19 protein-coding genes, 1 other RNA gene and 1 pseudogene are annotated in these 22,187 nt (G+C 67.6%); 18 read left to right on the forward strand and 3 right to left on the reverse strand.

Translation table 11 applies throughout. From position 1 onward, the window contains the following. Positions 1 to 26 precede the first annotated feature (26 nt). Both rsmI and rnpB read left to right on the forward strand, forming a co-directional pair. Entirely contained in the window at positions 27 to 845 is an 819-nt protein-coding gene (gene rsmI / locus AC5P7A_RS07395) for a 16S rRNA (cytidine(1402)-2'-O)-methyltransferase (RefSeq protein WP_014645933.1), read from the forward strand. Between the two features lie 126 nt (positions 846 to 971). Continuing rightward, positions 972 to 1,323: RNase P RNA component class A (rnpB, locus tag AC5P7A_RS07400), an RNA gene on the forward strand. Positions 1,324 to 1,411: 88 nt separating this feature from the next. On the opposite strand, the gene AC5P7A_RS07405 is transcribed toward rnpB, so the two are convergent. Further along, a complete protein-coding gene (locus tag AC5P7A_RS07405; RefSeq protein ID WP_495220003.1) occupies positions 1,412 to 1,891 on the reverse strand; it encodes a DM13 domain-containing protein in 480 nt (159 codons plus the stop codon). A 358-nt stretch (positions 1,892 to 2,249) separates the two neighbouring features. Next, entirely contained in the window at positions 2,250 to 3,038 is a 789-nt protein-coding gene (locus AC5P7A_RS07410) for an NRDE family protein (RefSeq protein ID WP_049440203.1), read from the reverse strand. A 324-nt stretch (positions 3,039 to 3,362) separates the two neighbouring features. Between AC5P7A_RS07410 and mraZ the strand changes: the two genes are divergently transcribed. The 15 genes and pseudogenes from mraZ (at position 3,363) to lpxC (ending at position 20,213) form a co-directional block, all read left to right on the forward strand. Further along, a complete protein-coding gene (gene mraZ / locus AC5P7A_RS07415; RefSeq protein ID WP_004143635.1) occupies positions 3,363 to 3,809 on the forward strand; it encodes a division/cell wall cluster transcriptional repressor MraZ in 447 nt (148 codons plus the stop codon). 14 nt (positions 3,810 to 3,823) lie between these two features. Then, positions 3,824 to 4,792, forward strand: coding sequence for a 16S rRNA (cytosine(1402)-N(4))-methyltransferase RsmH (gene rsmH, locus AC5P7A_RS07420; RefSeq protein ID WP_014645936.1), 969 nt, complete (start codon positions 3,824 to 3,826; stop codon positions 4,790 to 4,792). After that, positions 4,789 to 5,052: a cell division protein FtsL gene (gene ftsL, locus AC5P7A_RS07425; protein ID WP_005415286.1), complete on the forward strand. Its 264-nt coding sequence runs from the start codon at positions 4,789 to 4,791 to the stop codon at positions 5,050 to 5,052. Before rsmH ends, ftsL begins: the two co-directional genes overlap by 4 nt. After that, positions 5,049 to 6,893, forward strand: a complete 1,845-nt coding sequence (locus tag AC5P7A_RS07430) for a peptidoglycan D,D-transpeptidase FtsI family protein (protein WP_014645937.1) — start codon at positions 5,049 to 5,051, stop codon at positions 6,891 to 6,893. Before ftsL ends, AC5P7A_RS07430 begins: the two co-directional genes overlap by 4 nt. Then, a complete protein-coding gene (locus AC5P7A_RS07435; protein ID WP_346601726.1) occupies positions 6,890 to 8,398 on the forward strand; it encodes a UDP-N-acetylmuramoyl-L-alanyl-D-glutamate--2,6-diaminopimelate ligase in 1,509 nt (502 codons plus the stop codon). Before AC5P7A_RS07430 ends, AC5P7A_RS07435 begins: the two co-directional genes overlap by 4 nt. After that, complete coding sequence (locus AC5P7A_RS07440; protein ID WP_197605455.1) at positions 8,395 to 9,789, forward strand: UDP-N-acetylmuramoyl-tripeptide--D-alanyl-D-alanine ligase; 1,395 nt, start codon at positions 8,395 to 8,397, stop codon at positions 9,787 to 9,789. Before AC5P7A_RS07435 ends, AC5P7A_RS07440 begins: the two co-directional genes overlap by 4 nt. After that, positions 9,779 to 10,864 (forward strand): phospho-N-acetylmuramoyl-pentapeptide-transferase, encoded by a 1,086-nt coding sequence (gene mraY, locus AC5P7A_RS07445; protein ID WP_004154219.1) that lies wholly within the window; start codon positions 9,779 to 9,781, stop codon positions 10,862 to 10,864. Before AC5P7A_RS07440 ends, mraY begins: the two co-directional genes overlap by 11 nt. 1 nt (position 10,865) lies before the next feature. Continuing rightward, entirely contained in the window at positions 10,866 to 12,191 is a 1,326-nt protein-coding gene (gene ftsW, locus AC5P7A_RS07450) for a putative lipid II flippase FtsW (RefSeq protein ID WP_014645940.1), read from the forward strand. Next, the gene (murG, locus tag AC5P7A_RS07455; RefSeq protein ID WP_049406067.1) at positions 12,188 to 13,276 is read left to right on the forward strand and encodes an undecaprenyldiphospho-muramoylpentapeptide beta-N-acetylglucosaminyltransferase; all 1,089 of its coding nucleotides are present in this window, start codon (positions 12,188 to 12,190) and stop codon (positions 13,274 to 13,276) included. The genes ftsW and murG overlap by 4 nt, the downstream gene beginning before the upstream one ends. A 40-nt stretch (positions 13,277 to 13,316) precedes the next feature. Further along, positions 13,317 to 14,753, forward strand: a complete 1,437-nt coding sequence (gene murC / locus AC5P7A_RS07460; protein ID WP_014645942.1) for a UDP-N-acetylmuramate--L-alanine ligase — start codon at positions 13,317 to 13,319, stop codon at positions 14,751 to 14,753. Then, the gene (locus AC5P7A_RS07465) at positions 14,750 to 15,712 is read left to right on the forward strand and encodes a D-alanine--D-alanine ligase (protein ID WP_014645943.1); all 963 of its coding nucleotides are present in this window, start codon (positions 14,750 to 14,752) and stop codon (positions 15,710 to 15,712) included. The genes murC and AC5P7A_RS07465 overlap by 4 nt, the downstream gene beginning before the upstream one ends. Then, positions 15,709 to 16,386: pseudogene (locus AC5P7A_RS07470) on the forward strand (cell division protein FtsQ/DivIB); the annotation flags it as partial. The gene AC5P7A_RS07465 and the pseudogene AC5P7A_RS07470, both read left to right, overlap by 4 nt. Positions 16,387 to 16,454: 68 nt before the next feature. Next, positions 16,455 to 17,690 (forward strand): cell division protein FtsA, encoded by a 1,236-nt coding sequence (gene ftsA, locus AC5P7A_RS07475; RefSeq protein ID WP_005408083.1) that lies wholly within the window; start codon positions 16,455 to 16,457, stop codon positions 17,688 to 17,690. 170 nt (positions 17,691 to 17,860) lie between these two features. Further along, positions 17,861 to 19,096: a cell division protein FtsZ gene (ftsZ, locus tag AC5P7A_RS07480; protein ID WP_005415297.1), complete on the forward strand. Its 1,236-nt coding sequence runs from the start codon at positions 17,861 to 17,863 to the stop codon at positions 19,094 to 19,096. Positions 19,097 to 19,301: 205 nt separating this feature from the next. Further along, a complete protein-coding gene (lpxC, locus tag AC5P7A_RS07485) occupies positions 19,302 to 20,213 on the forward strand; it encodes a UDP-3-O-acyl-N-acetylglucosamine deacetylase (protein WP_049440195.1) in 912 nt (303 codons plus the stop codon). Positions 20,214 to 20,494: 281 nt separating this feature from the next. Here the strand turns inward: lpxC and AC5P7A_RS07490 are convergent, their stop codons facing one another. Next, complete coding sequence (locus AC5P7A_RS07490) at positions 20,495 to 20,944, reverse strand: DciA family protein (protein ID WP_227864284.1); 450 nt, start codon at positions 20,942 to 20,944, stop codon at positions 20,495 to 20,497. Between the two features lie 12 nt (positions 20,945 to 20,956). Between AC5P7A_RS07490 and AC5P7A_RS07495 the strand changes: the two genes are divergently transcribed. Beyond that, on the forward strand, positions 20,957 to 21,913 hold the full coding sequence (locus AC5P7A_RS07495) for a M23 family metallopeptidase (protein WP_014645946.1): 957 nt from the start codon (positions 20,957 to 20,959) through the stop codon (positions 21,911 to 21,913). The last annotated feature ends 274 nt before the right edge of the window (positions 21,914 to 22,187 follow it).

The following is a 22,187-nucleotide window of genomic DNA, read 5'->3' on the forward strand; positions in this document are numbered from 1 at the left end:
ACCCTTGCCCCGTGAGTACCGCTGAAATGAGTGTCCCAACCCTGTACGTCGTCGCCACCCCGATCGGCAACCTGGCCGATCTGAGCCCGCGCGCGCAGGAGGTGCTGCGTTCGGTGGCGGCCATCTGTGCCGAGGACACCCGCCGCAGTGGCCAGCTGCTGTCCCATTTTGGCATCCAGCAACCACTGGTGGCCCTGCACGAACACAATGAAGAGGCCCTGGCGCAGCGCCTGGTCTCGCGCCTGCAGGCCGGCGAGTCGCTGGCGCTGGTCAGCGATGCCGGTACCCCGCTGGTCAGTGACCCCGGGTTCCGCCTGGTGCGTGCCGCGCGCGCGGCGGGCATCAAGGTCAGCCCGGTGCCCGGTGCCTGTGCCGCCATCGCCGCGCTGAGCGTGGCCGGCCTGCCCAGCGACCGTTTCAGTTTCGAGGGCTTCCTGCCGGCCAAGGCCAGCGGCCGCCGCGACCGCCTGCAGGCGCTGGCCGGCGAAGTGCGCACGATGGTGTTCTACGAATCCTCGCACCGCATCGCCGAATCGCTGGCCGACATGGCGGCGATCTTCGGTGGCGAACGCCCGGCGGTGCTGGCCCGCGAGCTGACCAAGCTGTTCGAGACCGTGCTCGATGGTGACCTGGCGGGCCTGCTGGCGAAGGTCGAGGCCGACGACAACCAGCGCAAGGGCGAGTTCGTGGTGATGGTGCAGGGCGCGGGTGATGACGAACAAGCGCAGCTGGCACATGGCCGCCGCGTCTACGCGAAGCTGAGCGAGCACCTGCCACCGTCCACCGCCGCCAAACTGGCCGCGGAACTGACCGGCGCGCCGCGCAAGGCGTTGTACGGTAGTTGATGGATTGCTGCAGCCACGCATGGCGTGGCGCTACTGCAGTAGATCCACGCCATGCGTGGATGGATGAACCGGACGCCGCGATCAGCACGGCAGGAAGGACCTGCGTACGCTAGAATATGCGCTGGCGGAGCCGGCCAGACAGTCGCGTCATCCCTTCGGGGGTGCCGAGGAAAGTCCGGGCTCCATAGGGCAAGGTGCCAGGTAACGCCTGGGCGGCGCAAGCCGACGGAAAGTGCAACAGAAAGATACCGCCTACGTCTTCTTCGGAAGGCCGGTAAGGGTGAAATGGTGCGGTAAGAGCGCACCGCGAGTCTGGCAACAGACCGGCACGGCAAACCCCACCTGGAGCAAGACCAAATAGGGATCCTTTGGCGCGGCCCGCGTTGGATCCGGGTAGGTTGCTTGAGCGTTGCGGTGACGTAATGCCTAGAGGAATGACTGTCCACGACAGAACCCGGCTTATCGGCCGGCTCCGCCTCCTTCTTCTTCCACGCATGGCGTGGAGCTACCGTGATTGCGGGGTCGGATCCCTTTCCGGAGGAAAGGGATCCGACCCCATGCTGTCCTCAGCCCGGCGTGCGGTACTGCCCGGCGGAAATGAACTGCGAGAAGCGCTCGCACCACACCACCACCGTGGTGTAGTCGTCCACGTCCACGTTCGCGGGCACATCCACCAGGAAGCGGTTGAAGGTCTTCACCTCGCCGATGCGCTGGGCCTGCGCCTTGATCTTCAGGAAGTCGGCCTTGTTGTCGACGAAGTCGCGGACCAGGTAGACCTTGTAGTCCGGGCCCGGTCCCATCTTGCCGTCGAAGGCAACCTGGGTGGCGCTGACGCTGACCTTGCCTTCGGCCCAGTGCACCGCGTCGCTGCCTGTGAGGTCGCGACGGAAGGTGGTGCGATAGGTGGCGTCGTTCATCGCGGCCTGCACCTGCGTGACCGGCGGGTCATCGGGGGCGATCAGGATCGGCAGCAGATAGATGCCCAGGCCGAAGCCCAGGCCGAGAGCAAGCAGGTGGGTGGCGAACAGGATGAGAATGCGACGCATGGGGCCTCCTTGGGGTTGCGGTCGATGGCGCGGCGAGGTGCCGGGCGCGATCACCCTGGGAGGTCAGGGGCGACATTTATAGACACAGTGCCGATTGCGAAAAGGGCACAGTCGGATGGCTGTGATGCTGAAACCCCTGTGGCACGGACGGATCGTGGTCGCGGCTGGAAGCTGAATGACGTTTCAGGCCCGCTGCGATGACGACTGCCGTCGCGTGGATCGCGACAGCACGCTGCGGGTAGTGCCGGCCGCTGGCCGGCAACTTCATGCTGCATCCGAAGATCCAGAGGTTGCCGGCTAGCGGCCGGCACTACCCCCCCCCGCCAAGAGCATCCGGCCAAGGGCCGTCATGACCGGGTCAGAAAATGACGTGGCTCTGGCCGCTGGGAGCGCCCTGCGGGCCGAAGCGGCGTTCGTGGATCTCGCCATGGCCGTCGGCGTCGATCAGCAGCACGGTGCTGGCGCGGGTGCCGTAGTCATCGCCACGGATGAAGGCCGGGCTCAGCCAGCGCTCGCGTTCCAGGCCGATGCCGGTGTCGGGCAGGTCGCTGTCGGCAGGGCGGTGTTCGTCGGCCAGGGCATTCCAGAGTGGGGTCAGGTCCGGGGTCAGATCCCTTTCGCCGTGCGAAAGGGATCTGACCCCGTCCTTTTGCAGCCAGGCTTCAAGGGCCGCCATCAGCCGCCGGGTCTTCGGCCAGGGCGCGTCCAGCGCGCCGTTGGACATGCCGTGCACGCCCGGGCCGAGGGTCTGCCGTTCGGCGGGATGGTTGCCGAGGTACTCCAGGCTGTCGCTATCGGCCAGCAACAGATTGAACGGGGCATAGGCGCCAGCCACGGTCGCCAATCGGTCGATATGCACAGCGGCCGGGTCGCGGCCGCGCAGGAAGTCGGCCACCAGCGCGCCCCGCGACGGGCCGGTCTGGGCCGCCAGCGGGTCGCGGACGTTGGTGACCACCGCCATCCGGCCCGAGGCGCCAACCCCGGCCCAGCCACCGCCGGAGCGCAGATCGCGCCCGCCGATGACGGACGTCTCATCCTGCCAGGGGGCCAGCGCCGCCGTCGGGCGGGCGTGGAACTCATCACGGTTGCCGGTCATCACCAGCCGCCAGCGCGGGTGGTGCATCCAGCCAAGAGCGAGCAGGCACATGGCCTCATTGTGCACGGTTTGCGCAGTCCGGCGCCGTTTCCGGCCCGTTCCGGATGAATGCGCGGCCGATGTTTCACGCCCTCTCCACGCCCCTGAACTTCCGTTCAATCTCAAAAATTGAGACGGATCAGCAACTTGTGGATAAGCCTTGAACAATTCTCTAAAGGTTGTTGCAAGCCATTGATGCGGCTGGCGATTTCCCCGCTGAAAAGTTGTTGACAACCCTCGGCCCGCTGCTAAGGTGGGCATCAGAGGGAAATCCGGGTGTTTTGTGGGTTTTCGTGGTTCAATGTTTCACCGGGCGAAGGACAAGGTGCAGGCGTCGTGTTCCAGGGCGAGACGGCCATCACAGTTGACGACAAAGGGCGCATGGCGGTTCCCACCGCTTACCGCGACCTCGTCGCGCGCGCCAGCAACAACCGTCTCGTGCTGACCTACAACCCGTTCGAAGCCGGCTGCCTGTGGCTGTATGCAGAGTCGGAATGGGAGCGGGTCCGCGACGATGTGATGTCCAAGCCCAACACCCAGCGCGTCGTGCGCCTGTTGCAGCAGAAGCTGGTCGGCTCGGCCGCCCATCTGGAACTGGACGGCAACGGTCGCATCAGCATCCCCGCCAGCCACCGCGGTGCGGTGGGCATTGAGAAGAAGGCGGTATTGCTCGGTATGGGCGACAAGTTCGAATTGTGGAGCGAGCAGGCGCATCGGGCCCTGATCCAGCAGACGTTGTCTGACGAGGATCTGGGTGATGGGTTGCTCGACCTGAAGTTGTGAGCCGGGGTGCCCGGATGCGCCCAGAAGCGCAGGCCGGTCACCTTCCGGTGTCGCAGTCGCCGGCGGTGCACCTGCCGGTCCTGTACACCCAGGTCCTTGAAGGCCTGAGGGTGATCGAAAACGGACGTTATCTGGATGGCACGTTCGGTCGTGGCGGTCATGCACGTGGCGTGCTCACCCAGCTCGGTCCCGAGGGGCGCCTGCTGGTCATGGACAAGGATCCGGAAGCCATCGCCGTTGCCGAGCGCGATTTCGCGCCGGACCCGCGCGTGTCCATTTTCCGGGGCAGCTTCGCCCAGCTGCTGCAGTGGGACGCGACGGCCGAAGGCCTGGACGGCGTGCTGTTCGACCTCGGCGTGTCGTCGCCGCAGCTGGACGTGGCCGAACGTGGCTTCAGCTTCGGCAAGGACGGCCCGCTGGACATGCGCATGGATCCGGACAGCGGTGAAAGCGCCGCGCAGTGGATCAACCGCGTCGAAGAGCGCGAGATCGCTGATGTGCTGTGGACCTACGGCGAAGAGCGCCAGAGCCGGCGCATCGCCCGCGCCATCGTGGCCCGCCGCGAGAAGCAGCCGTTCTCCCGCACCGCCGAACTGGCCGAGCTGATCGCCTCGGTGATGCCGCGTGGGAAGGACAAGATCCACCCGGCCACGCGCAGCTTCCAGGCCATCCGCATCCACATCAACCGCGAGCTGGCCGATCTGGAAGCCGGGCTCGATGCGGCGGTGGAACGGCTCAAGCCCGGTGGCCGCCTGGCGGTGATCAGCTTCCACTCGCTGGAAGACCGCATCGTCAAGCAGTACATGAACCGCCTGGCCAAGGCGCCGCCGGCCAACCGCCGGCTGCCCGAGGCGGTTGCGTTCGTGCCGACGCTGGACCTGATCGGCGGCGCCATCAAGGCCACGGACGAAGAGCTGGCCGCCAACCCGCGTGCCCGCAGCGCCGTGCTGCGCGTGGCACAGAAGCGGGGGGGCGATGCATGAGCCGGCTGCTGCTGATCATCCTGCTGGCCTGCACCGTCGCCTCGGCGATCGGCGTGGTGTTCGTGCGCCACCGCCACCGGCAGACCTTCATTGAGCTGTCGCGTGCCGAGCGCAAGCGCGATGACATCAACCTTGAGTTCGGCCGCCTGCAGCTGGAACAGGCCACCCTGGCCGAAGCCAACCGCGTGGACCGCATTGCCCGCGAGAAGCTGGGCATGAAGTTCCCCGAGGCCGCTGACATCGTGGTGGTGCGCCCATGAGCAAGACCGGCCGCAACCGCCCGCGCAACGCCTTCAACCTGCGCCAGCGCCTGCGCTGGGTCGCGCTGGCGCTTGGCCTGTGCTCGGTGTCGCTGGTGGGTCGCGCGGCCTACGTGCAGATCATCAACAGCGATTTCTACCAGCGCCAGGGCGAGGCCCGCTACCTGCGCGAGCTGCCGATCAAGACCTCGCGCGGCATGATCACCGACCGCAACGGCGAGCCGCTGGCGGTGTCCACCCCGGTCGCCTCGATCTGGGTCAACCCGCAGGACCTGCTGCGTTCGCCCGAGCGCATCCCGGAGCTGGCCCAGGCGGTCGGCATGTCGGTGGATGAGCTGAGCAGCCGCCTGTCGCAGAAGTCGGACAAGGAATTCATGTACCTGCGCCGCCGGATCAATCCGGACGAGGCAGAGAAGGTGGTCGCGCTGAAGATTCCGGGCGTGGCCGCGCAGCGCGAGTTCCGCCGCTTCTACCCACAGGGCGAAGCGATGGCGCACGTGCTGGGCTTCACCAACATCGACGACCGCGGCCAGGAAGGCCTGGAACTGGCGTTCGACGAATGGCTGCGCGGCAAGGCCGGTGCCAAGCGGGTGATCCGCAACCGCAAGGGCGAGACCGTCGAAAGCGATCTGCTGCGCGCCGCCGAGCCGGGCAAGGACCTGACCCTCAGCATCGACCGCCGCATCCAGTACCTGGCCTTCAAGGAACTGCGCAACGCGCTGGTGGCCAACAAGGCGGCCGGTGGTTCGATGGTGATCATGGACGTGACCACCGGCGAGATCCTGGCCATGGTCAACCTGCCGACCTACAACCCGAACTCGCTGACCGGCGCGATCCCCGATACGCGCCGCAACCGCGCGGTGACCGACCTGGTCGAGCCGGGTTCGACGATGAAGCCGCTGACCATCGCCACCGCGCTGCAGGCCGGTGCGGTGACCAAGGACACCATCATCGACACCAACCCGGGCTACATGACCCTGGGCCGCTTCACCATCCGCGACGTGCCGCGCAACAACGGTGTGCTCAACGTGACCGGCGTGATCACCCGCAGTTCGAACGTGGGTGCGGCCAAGGTTGCGGCGAAGATGCCGGACCAGACCTTCTACGACGGCGTGCGCCGCTTCGGCTATGGCTCGGCGCCGCACAGCGGTTTCCCGGGTGAATCGGCCGGCGTGGTGATGCGTCCGGCACGCTGGTCGGGTACCACCAAGACCACCATGTCCTATGGCTACGGCCTGTCGGTCACGCCGCTGCAGATTGCCACCGCGTACTCGGCGCTGGCCAACGGCGGGCGCCTGATCGCGCCGACCTTCGTCAAGGGCCAGCGCAATGAAGGCCAGCAGATCATCGACGAGAACGTCGCCCGGCAGGTGGTGGCGATGATGGAAACGGTGGTCACCCAGGGCGGCGCCAAGCAGGCGGCGGTGCTGGGTTACCGCGTGGCCGGCAAGACCGGCACCGCGCGCAAGGCCGGCCCGGGCGGTTATGAGCGCGGCCATTACAACGCGCTGTTCGCCGGCGTGGTGCCGGCCACCAACCCGCGTTTCGCCACCGTCATCGTCATCAACGACCCGCAGGCCGGCAAGTTCTACGGCGGCCTGGTGTCGGCGCCGGTCTACCACAACGTGATGGAAGGCACCCTGCGCCTGATGGACGTGCCGCTGGACGACCTGCAGTCGTGGCTGGCCGCACAGCAGTCGGGCAAGGTCGGCCATTCGGCCTCGATCCTGCCTGCGCCGCCGGCCGAGACCGCGCTGCCGGTCGATGCCGCCGCTGAATTCGACGCTGCGCTGCCAAGCGCGCAAGCCCAGACGCCGCCCGCTACGGGAGGCACGCAATGAGTCCTTCGATGTTGCTTTCGCAGTTGCTTCCGGACGTGGCCCTGGCGGGTCATGATCCCGTTCTGACCGGCCTGGTGCTGGACAGCCGTGCCGTGCGCCCCGGTAACGCCTTCGTCGCCATCGCCGGTTTCGGCGCGCATGGCCTGGGCTTTGTCGAGCAGGCGCGCGCTGCCGGTGCCAGTGCCATCCTGTTCGAACCGCCGGCACCGGCCGATCTGCCGGCCCCGGCTGATGCGATCGCCGTGCCGGGCCTGCGCGCGCGCATGGGCGCGATGGCCGACCAGTTCCATGGCGCGCCATCGCGGGCGATGGCGATGGTCGGCGTGACCGGCACCAACGGCAAGACCTCCACCGTGCAGCTGCTGGCCCAGGCCTGGCATCTGCTCGGAACGCCCAGTGGCAGTATCGGCACGCTGGGTGCCGGACTTTATGGTGCGGTCGAGCCGACCGGCTTCACCACGCCGCTGGTGCTGCAGATGCATGCGTTGCTGGCCCAGCTGCGCGACGCCGGTGCGCGCGCGGTGGCGATGGAAGTCAGCTCGCATGCGCTGGACCAGGGCCGCGTGGACGCCGTGCACTACGACGTGGCGGTGTTCACCAACCTCACCCGCGACCATCTGGACTACCACGGTGACATGGCCAGCTACGGGGCGGCCAAGGCGCGGCTGTTCCATCGCCCGGGCCTGAAGGCCTCGGTGATCAATCTGGACGATGCCTTCGGCCGGCAGCTGTTCGCGGGCCTGCCGGCCGGCGTGCAGGCGATCGGGCTGAGCTCGCGTGGTGCCACTGACGCCAGCGTGCGCGCCGAGGCACTGCAGCTGGACGGTCGTGGCATCGCCTTCGAGCTGGTCATCGACGGCCAGCGCGCGGCGGTGCAGTCGCCGCTGCTGGGCCGCTTCAACGTGGACAACCTGCTGGCCGTGGCCGGTACCCTGCACGCGCAGGGCCAGCCGCTGCCGCGTATCGCCGAAGTGCTGTCGGCGCTGCAGCCGATCCGCGGCCGCATGAACCGCTTGGGCGGTGAAGACGGACTGCCGACGGTGGTGGTCGACTACGCGCACACCCCGGATGCGCTGGAACAGGCGCTGGACAGCCTCCACGGGCACCTGCAGGGCACGCTGTTCTGCGTGTTCGGCTGCGGCGGCGAGCGCGACACCGGCAAGCGCCCGCAGATGGCGGCGATTGCCGAGCGCCTGGCCAACCAGGTCATCGTCACCGACGACAACCCGCGTGGCGAGGATGGCGACGTGATCGTGGCCGACATCCTGGCCGGCTTCCAGAACGCCGATGCCGTGACCGTGCAGCGCAGCCGCGCGCGTGCGATCGGCCTGGCGGTGAAGCGTGCCGGTGCAGGCGACATCATCCTGATCGCAGGCAAGGGCCACGAGCCGTACCAGGAAGTGAATGGCGTGCGCCATGACTTCGACGACACCGAAGTGGCCGCCGCTGCACTGGCGGCCAAGGCCGGTGTGCTCAGCGCGCAGGCCGGGGAGGGCGCCGCATGAAGCGCACCCTGCTTTCGCTGATCGCACACTGGGCCGGCGGCGAGATCCACGGCGACGACGTGGCCATCGATGCGGTCAGCAATGACACCCGCAATCTCGGTCCGGGCAGTCTGTATGTGGCGCTGCGCGGCGAGCGTTTCGACGGCCATGACTTCGCGGCCGACGCGCAGGCGCGCGGTGCCAGTGCGCTGCTGGTCGAGCACCTGCTGCCGGTCGAACTGCCGCAGGTGCTGGTGGCCGACAGCGAACTGGCGCTGGCGAAGATCGCCACCGGCATGCAGCGTGACCGTGGCACCGAGGTGTTCGCGATCACCGGCAGCAATGGCAAGACCAGCGTGAAGAGCCTGCTGCTGTCGATCCTGCAGCAAGTGGCCCAGCACGCGCACAAGGTGGTCTACGCCAACCCGGGCAACCGCAACAACGAGATCGGCCTGCCGCTGGCGGTGATCGATGCGCCGGAAGATGCCGACTACGCCGTCTACGAGATGGGCGCCGGCAAGCCGGGCGACATCGCCTACCTGACCGAGATCGCCCGCCCGCGTTATGCGCTGGTCAACAACATCGCCCCGGCGCACCTGGAACGTATGGGCAGCCTGCTCGGCGTGGCGGTGACCAAGGGCGCGATCTACGCCGCGCTGCCGGCCGATGGCGTGGCGGTGATCAACGCCGACGATGCCTATGGCCGCTGGTTCGAACAGCATTTCATCAGCACCCCGGCGCGTTGCCGCGTGCTGCGCTATGGCCTGGAACACTCGGCGGACGTGACCGCGCGCGATATCCGCGCCGGTGCGCAGGGCAGCCAGTTCACTCTGGTCGCACCGGCCGGCGAAGCCCGCGTGGTGCTGGGCCTGCCGGGTCGCCACAACGTCAGCAATGCGCTGGCCGCCGCCAGCCTGGCGCTGGCCGCCGGTGTCGATCTGGCGCTGATTGCCGCCGGCCTGGCCGAAGCGCAGCCGGTGCCGGGTCGCCAGATCGCCCATCAGCTGCGCAATGGCGCGGTGCTGGTGGATGACAGCTACAACGCCAACCCCGGGTCGCTGGCCGCAGCCATCGATGCCCTGGCCGCGGCGCCGGAAGAGGGCTGGCTGGTGCTGGGCGACATGCGCGAGCTGGGCCCGGACGCGGAAGCGCTGCATGCGCAGGCCGGCATCCGCGCACGTGCTGCCGGCCTGAAGCGCCTGTATGCACTGGGCCCGCTCAGCGCCGCTGCCGCCTCCGCCTTCGGCGAAGGCGGCCGCCATTTCGCCACCCACGACGCGCTGTCGCAGGCGCTGAAGGACGAGCTGCACGCCGGCGTGCGCTGCCTGGTCAAGGGTTCCCGTGGCAGCGCCATGGACACGATTGTCAAAGCGCTGCTGGCGCAAGGAGAGGAATCCCCGCATGTTGTATGAACTGGCTCGATGGTTGCAGCAGTTGGAGAGCCTGTTCGGGCTGTTCAACTACCAGACGTTCCGCGCCATCCTTGCCGCGCTGACGGCCCTGTTCCTGTCGCTGTGGCTGGGCCCGGCGATGATCCGCAAGCTTGCCCAGTTCAAGGGCGGCCAGCCGATCCGCAAGGACGGTCCGCAGACCCATTTCTCCAAGGCCGGCACGCCGACCATGGGCGGTTCGCTGATCCTGCTCACCATCACCCTGTCGGTGCTGATGTGGGCCGACCTGCGCAACCGCTACGTGTGGCTGGTGCTGGCGGTGATGCTGTGCTTCGGCGCCATCGGCTGGTATGACGACTGGATCAAGATCGTCCGCCGTGACCCGAACGGCCTGAAGTCGCGCTGGAAGTACCTGCTGCAGTCGATCTTCGGCCTGGCTGCGGGCCTGTTCCTGTTCTACACGGCCGACGTGCCGGCGGCGCTGACCTTCTACATCCCGATGTTCAAGTCGGTCGCGCTGCCGCTGGCCGGCATCGGCTTCGTGGCCATCGCCTACTTCTGGATCGTCGGTTTCTCCAACGCGGTGAACCTGACCGACGGCCTGGACGGCCTGGCGATCATGCCGACCGTGCTGGTGGCCTGCGCGCTGGGCGTGTTCGCCTATGCCTCGGGCAACGTGGTGTTCGCCAACTACCTGCAGATCCCGCAGATCCCGGGCGCCGGCGAGCTGGTCATCATCTGTGCGGCCATCGCCGGCGCGGGCCTGGGCTTCCTCTGGTTCAACACCTACCCGGCCATGGTCTTCATGGGCGACATCGGCGCACTGGCACTGGGTGCGGTGCTGGGCACGATCGCGGTGATCACCCGCCAGGAGCTGGTGCTGGTGATCATGGGCGGCGTGTTCGTCATCGAAACGCTGTCGGTGATGATCCAGGTCGCCTCGTTCAAGCTGACCGGCAAGCGCGTGTTCCGCATGGCGCCGATCCACCACCATTTCGAACTGAAGGGCTGGCCGGAGCCGCGCGTGATCGTGCGTTTCTGGATCATCTCCGTCGTGCTCGTGCTGATCGGCCTGGCCACGTTGAAGGTGCGCTGAGATGAACGACCTGTCCCGCCAGGCAACACGCCTTGAAGCCATCGAAGGCAGCTACGACAAGTGGCTGCTGGGCGCGATCATCGCGCTCACCGGTGTCGGCGTGGTGATGGTGGCCTCCAGCTCGATCGCGCTGATGAGCAGCCCGTTCTATTACCTCAACCGCCACCTGATCTTCCTGGCGGTGGGTATCGTGCTGGCGGTCATTGCCGCCCGCACCGAGCTGAAGTCGATCGAGCAGTACAACCAGATGCTGCTGCTGGGCTGCTTCGTACTGCTGCTGGCGGTGTTCGCACCGGGACTGGGCAGCACGGTCAACGGTGCGCGCCGCTGGATCAACCTGGGCATTTCCAAGTTCCAGACGGTCGAAGCGGTGAAAGTGCTCTACATCGTCTGGCTGTCGAGCTACCTGGTGCGTTTCCGCGACGAGGTCAATGCGACCTGGCCGGCAATGCTCAAGCCGCTGGGCGTGGCCGGTGCGCTGGTGGTGCTGCTGCTGCTGCAGCCGGACTTCGGTTCCTCGACCCTGCTGCTGGCGATCACCGCCGGCATGCTGGTGCTGGGCGGGGTGAACATGCCGCGCATGTCGATGCCGGTGATCATCGGCCTGGTCGGCATGAGCGCGCTGGCGATCATCGAGCCGTACCGCATGCGCCGCATCACCTCCTTCCTGGACCCGTGGGCCGACCAGCAGGGCGACGGCTACCAGCTGTCCAACGCGCTGATGGCGGTGGGCCGTGGTGAATGGACCGGCGTCGGCCTGGGCAACTCCGTGCAGAAGCTGTACTACCTGCCCGAAGCGCACACCGACTTCATCTTCTCGGTCACCGCCGAGGAATTCGGTTTCCTGGGTACCTGCGTGATCGTGGCGCTGTATGCGCTGCTGGTCGGCCGTACCTTCTGGCTGGGCATGCGCTGCGTGGAAATGAAGCGCCACTTCTCCGGCTACATCGCCTTCGGCATCGGCCTGTGGATCAGCATGCAGACCTTCGTCTCGATCGGCGTGAACCTGGGCATCCTGCCGACCAAGGGCCTGACCCTGCCGCTGATCTCCTCCGGCGGTTCGTCGGTGCTGATGACCTGCGTGGCGATGGGCCTGCTGCTGCGCGTGTCGTATGAACTCAAGCGCGCCGAGCGCCGCCAGGCCGTGCGCATCGGTGGCGCCGAAGACGCCGCGGCCGAACCGATGGACAAGCCCGCCGCAGCGGTGGACGCCAGCGTGCCGATGCGTGCCGAGCCGGTCGCACCCGCGTCCGCTGCAGCGAGCGCCGCACGTGGCACCAGCCGCCTGCAGTCGCGCATCGAACCGACCTTCGGGAGGCTGTCATGAGTGCAGCCACCGAGAGTGGGCGCCCGGTGATGATCCTGGCCGGAGGCACCGGCGGTCACATCTTCCCCGGCCTGGCCGTGGCCCGCGTGCTGCGCCAGCGCGGCGTGCCGGTGACCTGGATGGGCGCCGACGGTGCGATGGAAACCCGCCTGGTGCCGCAGCACGACATCGCCATCGATACGCTGGCCATCACTGGCCTGCGCGGCAAGGGCAAGCTGGCCCTGCTGGCGGCGCCGTGGCGGCTGATGCGCGCGCTGCGCGCGGCCGGGCTCATCATCCGCCAGCGCCAGCCGCGCGCGGTGGTCGCCTTCGGTGGCTTTGCCTCCGGCCCCGGTGGCATGGCCACGCGCCTGCATGGCCTGCCGCTGATCGTGCATGAGCAGAACCGTGCGCCGGGCCTCACCAACCGCATCCTGTCGCGTTATGCGCGTCGCCTGCTGACCGGTTTCCCGGGCACCTTCGCCAAGGGCGAGGAGTTCGTCGGTAACCCGGTGCGCGCGGAAATCGCTGCCATCGCGCCGCCGGAACAGCGCTTCGCCGACCGGCAGGGCCCGCTGCGGGTGCTGGTGGTGGGCGGCAGCCAGGGCGCGCGTGCCCTCAATACCGGCGTGCCGCAGGCGATTGCCGCGCTGGGCGCCGGCCTGCCGGTGCAGGTGCGCCACCAGAGCGGCGAGAAGATGCATGCCGAAGCGGTGGAGGCTTACGCCAAGGCCGGTGTGCAGGCGGAAATCACGCCGTTCATCGCCGACATGGCCGAAGCCTTTGCCTGGGCTGACCTGGTTGTCTGCCGCGCCGGCGCGTCCACGCTTGCCGAGCTGTGCGCGGTCGGTGTCGGCAGCGTGCTGGTGCCATTCCCCGCTGCCGTCGACGATCACCAGACCCGCAACGCGGAGTACCTGGTCGAGCGCGGCGCGGCGGTGTTGCTGAAGCAGGACGGAACGCTGGCCGACGGCATTGCCGCACTGCTGCGCGATCTGTCCGAAAATCCCGCCCGCCGCATGCAGATGGCGCAAGCCGCGCGTGCCCTGGCCAAGGTCGATGCCGCCGAGCGCATCGCCGATATCATTCTCGAGGAAGCTGTATGAAGAAGGCATGCCACCGCGCCTGCCCTGCGCGAGGCCGCGCATGATCCGCCGCCTGCACGACACCAACGACCTGGTGCGCGCGTTCCCGCGCGTGCATTTCGTCGGCATCGGCGGCACCGGCATGAGCGGTATCGCCGAAGTGATGCTGACGCTGGGCTATGAAGTGTCCGGCTCGGACAACGCCGACAACGTGGCGACCCGCCGCCTGGCCAGCCTGGGTGCGCGCATCATGCGCGGCCACTCCGCGGCCAACGTGCTGGGCACCGACTGCGTGGTGGTCTCCAGTGCCATCCGCGAAGACAACCCGGAACTGATGGAAGCACGCAGCCAGCGCATTCCGATCATGCCGCGTGCGGCGATGCTGGCCGAGCTGATGCGCTTCCGCCGCGGCATCGCCGTGGCCGGTACCCATGGCAAGACCACCACCACCAGCCTGACCGCTGCGGTGCTGAGCGAAGGTGGCCTGGACCCGACGTTCGTGATCGGTGGCCAGCTGCTGGCCGCCGGTGCCAACGCCAAGCTGGGTGGCGGGCAGTGGCTGGTGGCCGAGGCCGATGAAAGCGATGGCAGCTTCCTGCGCCTGAACCCGCTGATGTCGATCATCACGAACATCGATGCCGACCACCTGGAAAACTACGGCAACGATTTCGCCCGCGTGCAGGCGGCGTTTGCCGAGTTCCTGCAGCGCCTGCCGTTCTACGGCCTGGCGGTACTGTGCATCGATGATCCGGAAGTCGCCGCGCTGGCCGCCAGGACCCCGCGCCACGTGATGAGCTACGGCATGAGCCCGCAGGCCGACGTGCGCGCCGAGAACGTGGTGCAGGAAGGGTCGCGCATGCGCTTCACCCTGCGCCTGCCGCAGGGCACCAGCCAGGAAGTGGTGCTGGCGCTGCCGGGCAGGCACAACGTGCTCAACGCGCTGGCCGCCGCTGCGGTGGGCTGGCAGCTGGGCGTGGCCCCGGACGCGATCGCACGCGCGCTGGAGGGCTTCGCCGGTGTCGGCCGTCGCTTCAACGATCTGGGCGAGGTGACCACCGCCAGTGGCGCCAAGGTCCGCATCATCGACGACTATGGCCATCACCCGAGCGAGCTGGAGGCAGTGTTCGCCGCCGCTCGTGGTGGCTGGGCCGACAAGCGCCTGGTGGTGGCCTTCCAGCCGCACCGCTACAGCCGTACCCGCGACCAGTTCGACAAGTTCGCCGCCGTGCTGTCGAGCGTTGATGCGCTGGTGCTGAGCGAGGTCTACCCGGCCGGTGAAGAACCGATTGCCGGCGCCGACTCGCACGCGCTGGCCCGTGCCATCCGCGCGCGCGGCCGCAGTGAGCCGGTGGTGGTGGGCAAGGCCGCCGAGCTGGCCAGCGTGCTGCCGGACGTGCTGCAGGACGGTGACCTGCTGCTGATGATGGGCGCCGGCGACATCGGTGCCGTGGCCACCCATATCGCGGTGGAAGGTTTCAAGGGGGAGGGCCAGGCGTGAGCACGCTGACCTTCCCGCCGCTGCGCGTGACCGACCCGGCCGAGTTCGGCCGCGTCGCCGTGCTGCTGGGCGGCAGTTCCAGCGAACGCGAGGTGTCGCTGGATTCGGGCCGCAACGTGCTCGAAGCCCTGCAGTCGCGTGGCGTCGATGCGTTCGCGGTGGACGGCATTCCGGCGCTCGCCAGCGCGCTCGCCGCCGGTGGCATCGATCGCGTCTTCAACATCCTGCACGGCCACAACGGTGGCGGTGAGGACGGCATCGTGCAGGGCCTGATGGACGCCTTCGGCGTGCCGTACACCGGCTCGAACGTGCTGGGTTCGGCGCTGAGCATGGACAAGATCCGCACCAAGCAGGTGTGGCTGTCGCTGGGCCTGCCAACCCCGCAGTACCGCAAGGTCACTGCCGAGGACGTGCACGCCAATGCCGCCGAACTCGGCCTGCCGGTGGTGGTGAAGCCGGCCAACGAAGGCTCCAGCGTGGGCATCAGCCGGGTCACCGATGACGCCGGGCTGGATGAAGCGGTGGCCCTGGCTGCGCGCTACGACGGCCAGCTGCTGATGGAGCAGATGGTGGTCGGCGACGAATTGACCGTGGCCATCCTTGGCGACGTCGCACTGCCGTCGATCCGCATCGTGCCCAAGGGCCAGTGGTACGACTACAACGCCAAGTACATCGCCGAGGACACCCAGTACCTGTGTCCGGGCCTGGACGGTGGCGACGAAGAGGACATCCGGCGCATCGCGCTGGCCGCGTTCCGTGCCGCCGGGTGCCGTGGCTGGGGCCGCGTGGACGTGATGCGCGATCGCGACAGCGGCCGTTTCTTCCTGCTGGAAGTGAACACCGCGCCGGGCATGACCAGCCATTCGCTGGTGCCCAAGGCGGCCCGCCAGGCCGGCATCGGTTTCGAGGAACTGGTGTGGCGCGTGCTGGAACAGACCTTGGAGGCCTCGCACGCATGAACGCGGTGCTGCGCATCTTCGTCTGGCTGTTGGCGCTGTCGGTGGTTGCACTGCCGGTGGTGGCCGTGGTCAATGGCTGGGTCGGCGCCGAGCGCTGGCCGCTGGCGAAGCTGCGCGTGCATGGTGAGTTCAAGCGGGTGCCGGCCGAACAGCTGCAGCAGGTGCTGCTGCCGTATGCGCGCGCCGGTTTCTTCGCGGTCAAGCTGCAGGACGCGCAGGACGCCCTGGAGAAGCTGCCGTGGGTGGAAAGCGCGCAGGTCCGCAAGCAGTGGCCGGACGTGCTGGAAGTGACCCTGGTCGAGCACAAGCCGTTCGCCCGCTGGGGTACCGACCGCCTGGTGTCCGAGCAGGGCAAGCTGTTCCCCACGCCGAAGAAGCTGTCCGACCTGGCGCTGCCGGAGCTGGATGGCCCGGACAGCCAGACCGCGGAAGTGATGAAGCTGTACAGCGACTCGCGTGCATTGTTCGCACCGGCCGGCGTCGATGTGCGCCGGGTGACGATGGACGCACGCGGCAGCTGGTCGCTGGTGCTGAGCAACGGCACCGAAGTGGTGGTCGGCCGCGACGACGCGCGCTCGCGCATGCAGCGCTTCGTCAAGGTACTGCCGCAGCTCAACCGTCAGGACGCGCCGATCGAGCGCGCCGACCTCCGTTACACCAATGGTTTCACGCTGAGCTGGGGTACCCCGGCCACGCCGGCGAAAACGCCGGCGACCCCGGCCAGAAGCACGCAGGAAAGGACATGAATCGCAAGGGTGACAAATCGCTGATCGTTGGCCTGGACATCGGCACCTCCAAGGTGGTGGCGCTGGTGGGCGAGTATTCGCCGGGCAACCCGATCGAAGTGATCGGCATCGGCTCGCACGAATCGCGCGGGCTGAAGCGCGGCGTGGTGGTGGACATCGAATCGACCGTGCAGTCGATCCAGCGCGCGGTGGAAGAAGCCGAGCTGATGGCCGGCTGCGAGATCCGTTCGGTGTACGCCTCGATTTCCGGCAACCACGTGCAGTGCAAGAACTCGCCGGGCATCGTGCCGATCCGCGACGGTGAAGTGACCTGGGGCGACCTGGATCGCGTGCTCGACGCGGCCAAGGCGGTGGCGATCCCGGCCGACCAGAAGATCCTCCACGCGATCCCGCGCGAGTACGTGCTGGACGATTCGCAGGAAGGCATCCGCAACCCGGTCGGCATGACCGGCGTGCGCCTGGAAGTGCATGCGCACCTGGTGGTGTGCGCGCAGTCGGCGGCGGCCAACATCAGCAAGTGCGTGCAGCGCTGCGGCCTGCAGGTGGACGACCTGGTGCTGTCCTCGCTGGCCTCCAGCGTGGCGGTGCTGACCGCCGACGAGCGCGAGCTGGGCGTGGTGCTGGTCGACATGGGCGCCGGCACCACCGACATCGCGGTGTTCGTGCAGGGTGCGATCTGCCACACCGCCTCGCTGCCGATCGCCGGCGACCACGTGACCAACGACATCGCGCACATGCTGCGCACGCCGACCCCGGAAGCCGAGCAGATCAAGGTGCGCTATGCCTGCGCCCTGGCCCAGCTGGCCACGGCCGAGGAGAGCATCCAGGTGCCGTCGGTGGGCGACCGCCCGCCGCGCCGCATGCCGCGCCATTCGCTGGCGCAGGCCGTGCAGGGCCGCTACGAGGAAATCTTCGAGATGGTGCAGGCCGAACTGCGCCGCTCCGGCTTCGAGGAGCTGGTGCGCGCCGGCATGGTGCTGACCGGTGGCGCGTCGAAGATGGAAGGCGTGGTCGAACTGGCCGAGGAAATGCTGCAGATGCCGGTGCGCGTGGGCATCCCGCAGCACGTCACCGGCTTGGGCGAAGTGGTCGGCAACCCGGTACACGCCACCGGCGTGGGCCTGCTGCTGATGGGCAGCCAGATCGAGCACCCGCGGCGGCCGTCGCTGCCCACCGGGCGCGCCGGAAGCATGTTCAAGAAACTCAAGACCTGGTTCCGCGGCGAGTTCTGACGCGGAACCCGTAAACCCGGGCCTCGCCCGGGCGCAACACCCGCAGTACCCGCATCACAACGCAATACCGGCTACACACAACCCACACAGCCGCAACGTCGGCATGCAGCAGGACGGCAGGATGCCCGAATGCCCATGCCAGCCAAAGCGGATACAACGAGGACACGGACATGGCGCATTTTGAACTGATCGAAAAGATGGCACCCAATGCGGTGATCAAGGTGGTTGGCGTGGGCGGCGGCGGCGGCAATGCCGTGGCGCACATGGTCAACTCGGCGGTGGATGGCGTGGAATTCATCACTGCCAACACCGACTCGCAGGCCATCAAGAATTGTGGTGCCAAGCTGCAGCTGCAGCTGGGTACCAACGTGACCAAGGGCCTGGGCGCAGGCGCGAACCCGGAAGTCGGCCGCCAAGCCGCGCTGGAAGACCGTGAGCGCATCATGGACGCGCTGCAGGGCGCCGACATGGTGTTCATCACCGCCGGCATGGGCGGCGGCACCGGTACCGGCGCTGCGCCGGTGGTGGCACAGCTGGCCAAGGAAATGGGCATCCTGACCGTGGCCGTGGTCACCAAGCCGTTCCCGTTCGAAGGCCGTCGCCGCATGCAGGTGGCGCTGAAGGGCATCGAGGAACTGAGCCAGCACTGCGACTCGCTGATCACCATCCCGAACGAGAAGCTGATCACCGTGCTGGGTCGCAACGCGACCATGATCCAGGCCTTCCGCGCTGCCAACGACGTGCTGCAGGGCGCCGTGCAGGGCATCGCCGACCTGATCGTGCGTCCGGGCCTGATCAACGTCGACTTCGCCGACGTGCGCACCGTCATGTCCGAAATGGGCCTGGCGATGATGGGTACCGGCACCGCCCGTGGCGATGACCGCGCCCAGGCCGCTGCCGAATCGGCGATCCAGAACCCGCTGCTGGACGATGTGAACCTGGCTGGTGCCAACGGCATCCTGGTCAACATCACCGCCGGCGCCGATTTCACCATGGCCGAGTTCGACGAGATCGGCCGCACCATCGATGGCTTCGCTTCCGAAGATGCCACCGTGGTGGTCGGCACCGTGCTCGATCCGGACATGCAGGACGAAGTGCGCGTGACCGTGGTGGCCACCGGCCTGAACCGCGTCTCGGCCAGCAAGACCCAGCGTCCGGGCGAGCGTGCGCCGATCAAGCTGGTCCGCAACGCCACCACCGGCCAGCCGGAGTTCGGCGAGTTCGACAACGGCGGCGATGCCGTCTCCAAGGCGGTGGGTGGCATGGGCCTGGGCCTGCGTCGCGCCAGCAGCGATACCGCAGCGGCCTCCGCCCCTTCGGCCCCGGCCGCTTCGGCCCCGGCGGCGGCGGAACTGCCGAACGATTACCTGGACATCCCGGCGTTCCTGCGCCGCCAGGCGGACTAAGCGGGGCGGCCCGGGGTTGTCCTCCCCGGGTTGCGCCACCATGTCCTGAAAACGCGGGCGCCGGGCCAGGATGGGCCCGGCCGCCCTGCTTCACGCGCTTTCCAGCGGCGTGCCGGTGGATCCTGCCGGTGGCTGCAACTGGCGTTTCAGCCGGGGTAGGGGAGTGCGCGTGTTAATCTAATGTGTCACTTCCGGTCCATCCCCCATGATCCAGCAACGCACCCTCAAGAACACGATCCGCGCCACCGGCGTTGGCCTGCACAGTGGTGACAAGGTCTACATGACCCTGCGCCCGGCACCGGTCAACCATGGCATCGTGTTCCGCCGCGTGGACCTGGACCCGGTCGTGGAGGTGCCGGCCAAGGCCGAACTGGTCACCGAAGTGACCCTGTGCACCGGCCTGACCTGCAACGACGCAAAGATCCAGACCGTCGAACACCTGATGTCGGCGCTGGCCGGCCTGGGTGTGGACAACATCATCGTCGAACTGTCCTCGGCCGAGCTGCCGATCATGGACGGTTCGGCCGGCCCGTTCGTGTTCCTGCTGCAGTCGGCGGGCATCATCGAACAGGATGCGCCCAAGCGCTTCATCCGCGTGCTCAAGACCGTGGAGGTGACCGAGGGCGACAAGGTGGCCCGTTTCACCCCGTACGAGGGCTACAAGCTGGGCTTCACCATCCAGTTCGACCACCCGATGATCCCGGCCAAGCAGTCGCGGCAGGAAATCGAGTTCTCGACGCTGGCCTACACCAAGGAAATCTCCCGCGCGCGCACCTTCGGTTTCATGCGCGACCTGGAATACATGCGCGAGCGCAACCTGGGCCTGGGCGGTTCGATGGACAACGCCATCGTGCTGGACGAGTTCCGCGTGCTCAACGAAGACGGCCTGCGCTACGCCGACGAGTTCGTGCGCCACAAGATCCTTGACGCCATTGGCGACCTCTACCTGGCCGGTGGCCAGGTGCTGGGCGCCTACGAGGGCTTCAAGTCCGGCCACGCGCTCAACAACAAGCTGGTGCGGGCCCTGATGGCCGACGCCAGCGCCTGGGAATGGGTCAGCTTCGACTCGCCGACCACCCCGGATCCGGTGGAATATGCCACCCCGGCCTACGCCTGATTCCGTAGATCGTTGAATTTCAAGATAAAAACGCCGCCTTCCAGGGCGGCGTCGTTGTTTCCGGCGCTTGCGACGCATTCAGCGTGCTTGAAAGGCGTCAAGGCCGGTTCAAGGTCACGGTTTTGTGAACCTGTTGGATCGGAAGCCTGAATTTAACGAAGTTTTAACTTCAATCTAACGACAGGCCCCCGGATGGCCGCTAGGATGCGACCCGGCCCCCGAAATGTTTCACGCCGTGGTGACACGCGCGACGGGGAGCGGAGCCGGATGCTCCGTTGCCATCAGGATCGCTTCTTCGGCTTCGAGGGAACGTCCTGCAGGCAAGCCAAGGCGTCGCGTAGCCCTTTGTGCGTGGCGGCTGAAACTGCGTGGGGGCCATTCCGGTTGTCGATCGCTGGGGAGCGTGAGGGAGTGGTGGACGCAGTCTTGATGGTCACCCTGGTGGCCTTCAGCCCGATGGAACGGGCCGCGTCGAGCAACTGGGCTTCGGCAAGCCGCAACTTGGCATGCCAGACCGGGGACCCGACGAGAAAAACGAGGTGTTCCCCGTCCACATTGGCCAGCCGGCAGCGGCTGCGCAGAGGTGGCGGCAACTGGGGGCGCAACTGCCGGTCCAGCGCGTCGAGCCACAAGGCCCGACGCAGCGGGTTCCCGCTTTTGTCCGCCATTACCGCATCCAGCGCCGGTTTCGGCACTGACGCGGGGCGAACGCTGGATTTCGGCTCAGACATGAAAACTCACTGATGGCATTCAAAAAGATCGTAATCAAAACGCGTGAAGGACAGGCCAAGGCGTCGCCGATCACGCGTTTGCGGTTCTATTTCGAGGACCGCCCCCGCGCCCTGCTGGGCAGCGTGCTCGGGGTAGGCTGCATTATCGGCCTTGCCGGCGGCATTGGCGCCAGTGCGCTGAATGATTCGCGCCTGCAGGCCAAGGTCGAGCGCCAGGATGCGGAGCTGGCCAAGGTCAAGCGCGATGCGCAGACCCAGGTCAACGCGCTGGCCGCCCGCCTCGGCGAGCTGCAGGCGCAGGCCACCCGCCTGAACGCCCTCGGCGAACGGCTGACCCAGATGGGCAAGCTGGAAGATGGCGAGTTCGACTTCAACGAGACCCCCGGCCTCGGTGACGGCGACGCCGGCGGCCCGACCAGCGACATCCCGGTCAAGGACGTCAACGCCGACTTACAGGTGCTGGAGCAGCGCTTCGCTGCTTCAGGCCGCCAGTTGTCGGTGATGGAATCGCTGATGTTCGACCACCAGCTGCAGCAGAACGCCGTGCCGTCGCGCATGCCGATCCGCAACAGCTACGTGACCTCCGGCTTCGGCACCCGTGCCGACCCGTTCGGCCGCGGCGCCGCCACCCACAAGGGCATGGACTTCCACGCCAAGGTCGGTGACCCGGTGATGGCCGTGGCCGAAGGCGTGGTCAGCTTCGCTGGTGTGAAGGGCGGCTATGGCAACGTCGTCGATGTCGACCACGGTAACGGCTATGTCACCCGCTACGCGCACAATTCGCGCCTGGTGGTGAAGGCCGGTGACCTGGTCCGCGCCGGCCAGGAAGTGGCGAAGGCCGGTTCCACCGGCCGTTCGACCGGTGCCCACGTGCACTTCGAGGTGTGGGAGAACGGCAACGTGGTCAACCCGCGCAAGTTCCTCGGCGACGGCGGCAACACGCCGGTCGGCCGCGTCAGCCGCGGCTGATGCCCGGGTCGGATTCCTTCCGCGCCGCGGAAGGGCTCTGACCCGATTCGGTTGAGGGCTGGGGTCAGAGCCCTTTCGCCATGGCGAAAGGGGTCCGACCCCGCATCCGTGTTTCTTTGCCGAATCCGGGGCGATTGCGACCGGATTGGCGCTTGAAACCTCAGCCGCCCGTCCCAAGCTACAATGGGTGTTGCCATCGACAGGGCGCCAGGCGCCCTGTTTCGTTTGCGGCGGACGGATCCCAAGGGGGAGGCCGGGCGTCGTGTCCATCCAA

It is taken from the genome of Stenotrophomonas sp. YJH_SMC_65 (assembly GCF_059369475.1).

What these genes read in the sequence shown, in the direction of transcription:
- AC5P7A_RS07430 (WP_014645937.1), top strand. Translation starts at nt 5,049, where the DNA reads ATGAGCAAGACCGGCCGCAACCGCCCGCGCAACGCCTTCAACCTGCGC.
- AC5P7A_RS07405 (WP_495220003.1), bottom strand. Translation starts at nt 1,891, where the DNA reads ATGCGTCGCATTCTCATCCTGTTCGCCACCCACCTGCTTGCTCTCGGC.
- AC5P7A_RS07435 (WP_346601726.1), top strand. Translation starts at nt 6,890, where the DNA reads ATGAGTCCTTCGATGTTGCTTTCGCAGTTGCTTCCGGACGTGGCCCTG.
- AC5P7A_RS07490 (WP_227864284.1), bottom strand. Translation starts at nt 20,944, where the DNA reads ATGTCTGAGCCGAAATCCAGCGTTCGCCCCGCGTCAGTGCCGAAACCG.
- ftsW (WP_014645940.1), top strand. Translation starts at nt 10,866, where the DNA reads ATGAACGACCTGTCCCGCCAGGCAACACGCCTTGAAGCCATCGAAGGC.
- lpxC (WP_049440195.1), top strand. Translation starts at nt 19,302, where the DNA reads ATGATCCAGCAACGCACCCTCAAGAACACGATCCGCGCCACCGGCGTT.
- AC5P7A_RS07440 (WP_197605455.1), top strand. Translation starts at nt 8,395, where the DNA reads ATGAAGCGCACCCTGCTTTCGCTGATCGCACACTGGGCCGGCGGCGAG.
- rsmH (WP_014645936.1), top strand. Translation starts at nt 3,824, where the DNA reads ATGCGCCCAGAAGCGCAGGCCGGTCACCTTCCGGTGTCGCAGTCGCCG.
- ftsA (WP_005408083.1), top strand. Translation starts at nt 16,455, where the DNA reads ATGAATCGCAAGGGTGACAAATCGCTGATCGTTGGCCTGGACATCGGC.
- murG (WP_049406067.1), top strand. Translation starts at nt 12,188, where the DNA reads ATGAGTGCAGCCACCGAGAGTGGGCGCCCGGTGATGATCCTGGCCGGA.
- murC (WP_014645942.1), top strand. Translation starts at nt 13,317, where the DNA reads ATGATCCGCCGCCTGCACGACACCAACGACCTGGTGCGCGCGTTCCCG.
- rsmI (WP_014645933.1), top strand. Translation starts at nt 27, where the DNA reads ATGAGTGTCCCAACCCTGTACGTCGTCGCCACCCCGATCGGCAACCTG.
- ftsZ (WP_005415297.1), top strand. Translation starts at nt 17,861, where the DNA reads ATGGCGCATTTTGAACTGATCGAAAAGATGGCACCCAATGCGGTGATC.
- AC5P7A_RS07410 (WP_049440203.1), bottom strand. Translation starts at nt 3,038, where the DNA reads ATGTGCCTGCTCGCTCTTGGCTGGATGCACCACCCGCGCTGGCGGCTG.
- ftsL (WP_005415286.1), top strand. Translation starts at nt 4,789, where the DNA reads ATGAGCCGGCTGCTGCTGATCATCCTGCTGGCCTGCACCGTCGCCTCG.
- mraY (WP_004154219.1), top strand. Translation starts at nt 9,779, where the DNA reads ATGTTGTATGAACTGGCTCGATGGTTGCAGCAGTTGGAGAGCCTGTTC.
- AC5P7A_RS07495 (WP_014645946.1), top strand. Translation starts at nt 20,957, where the DNA reads ATGGCATTCAAAAAGATCGTAATCAAAACGCGTGAAGGACAGGCCAAG.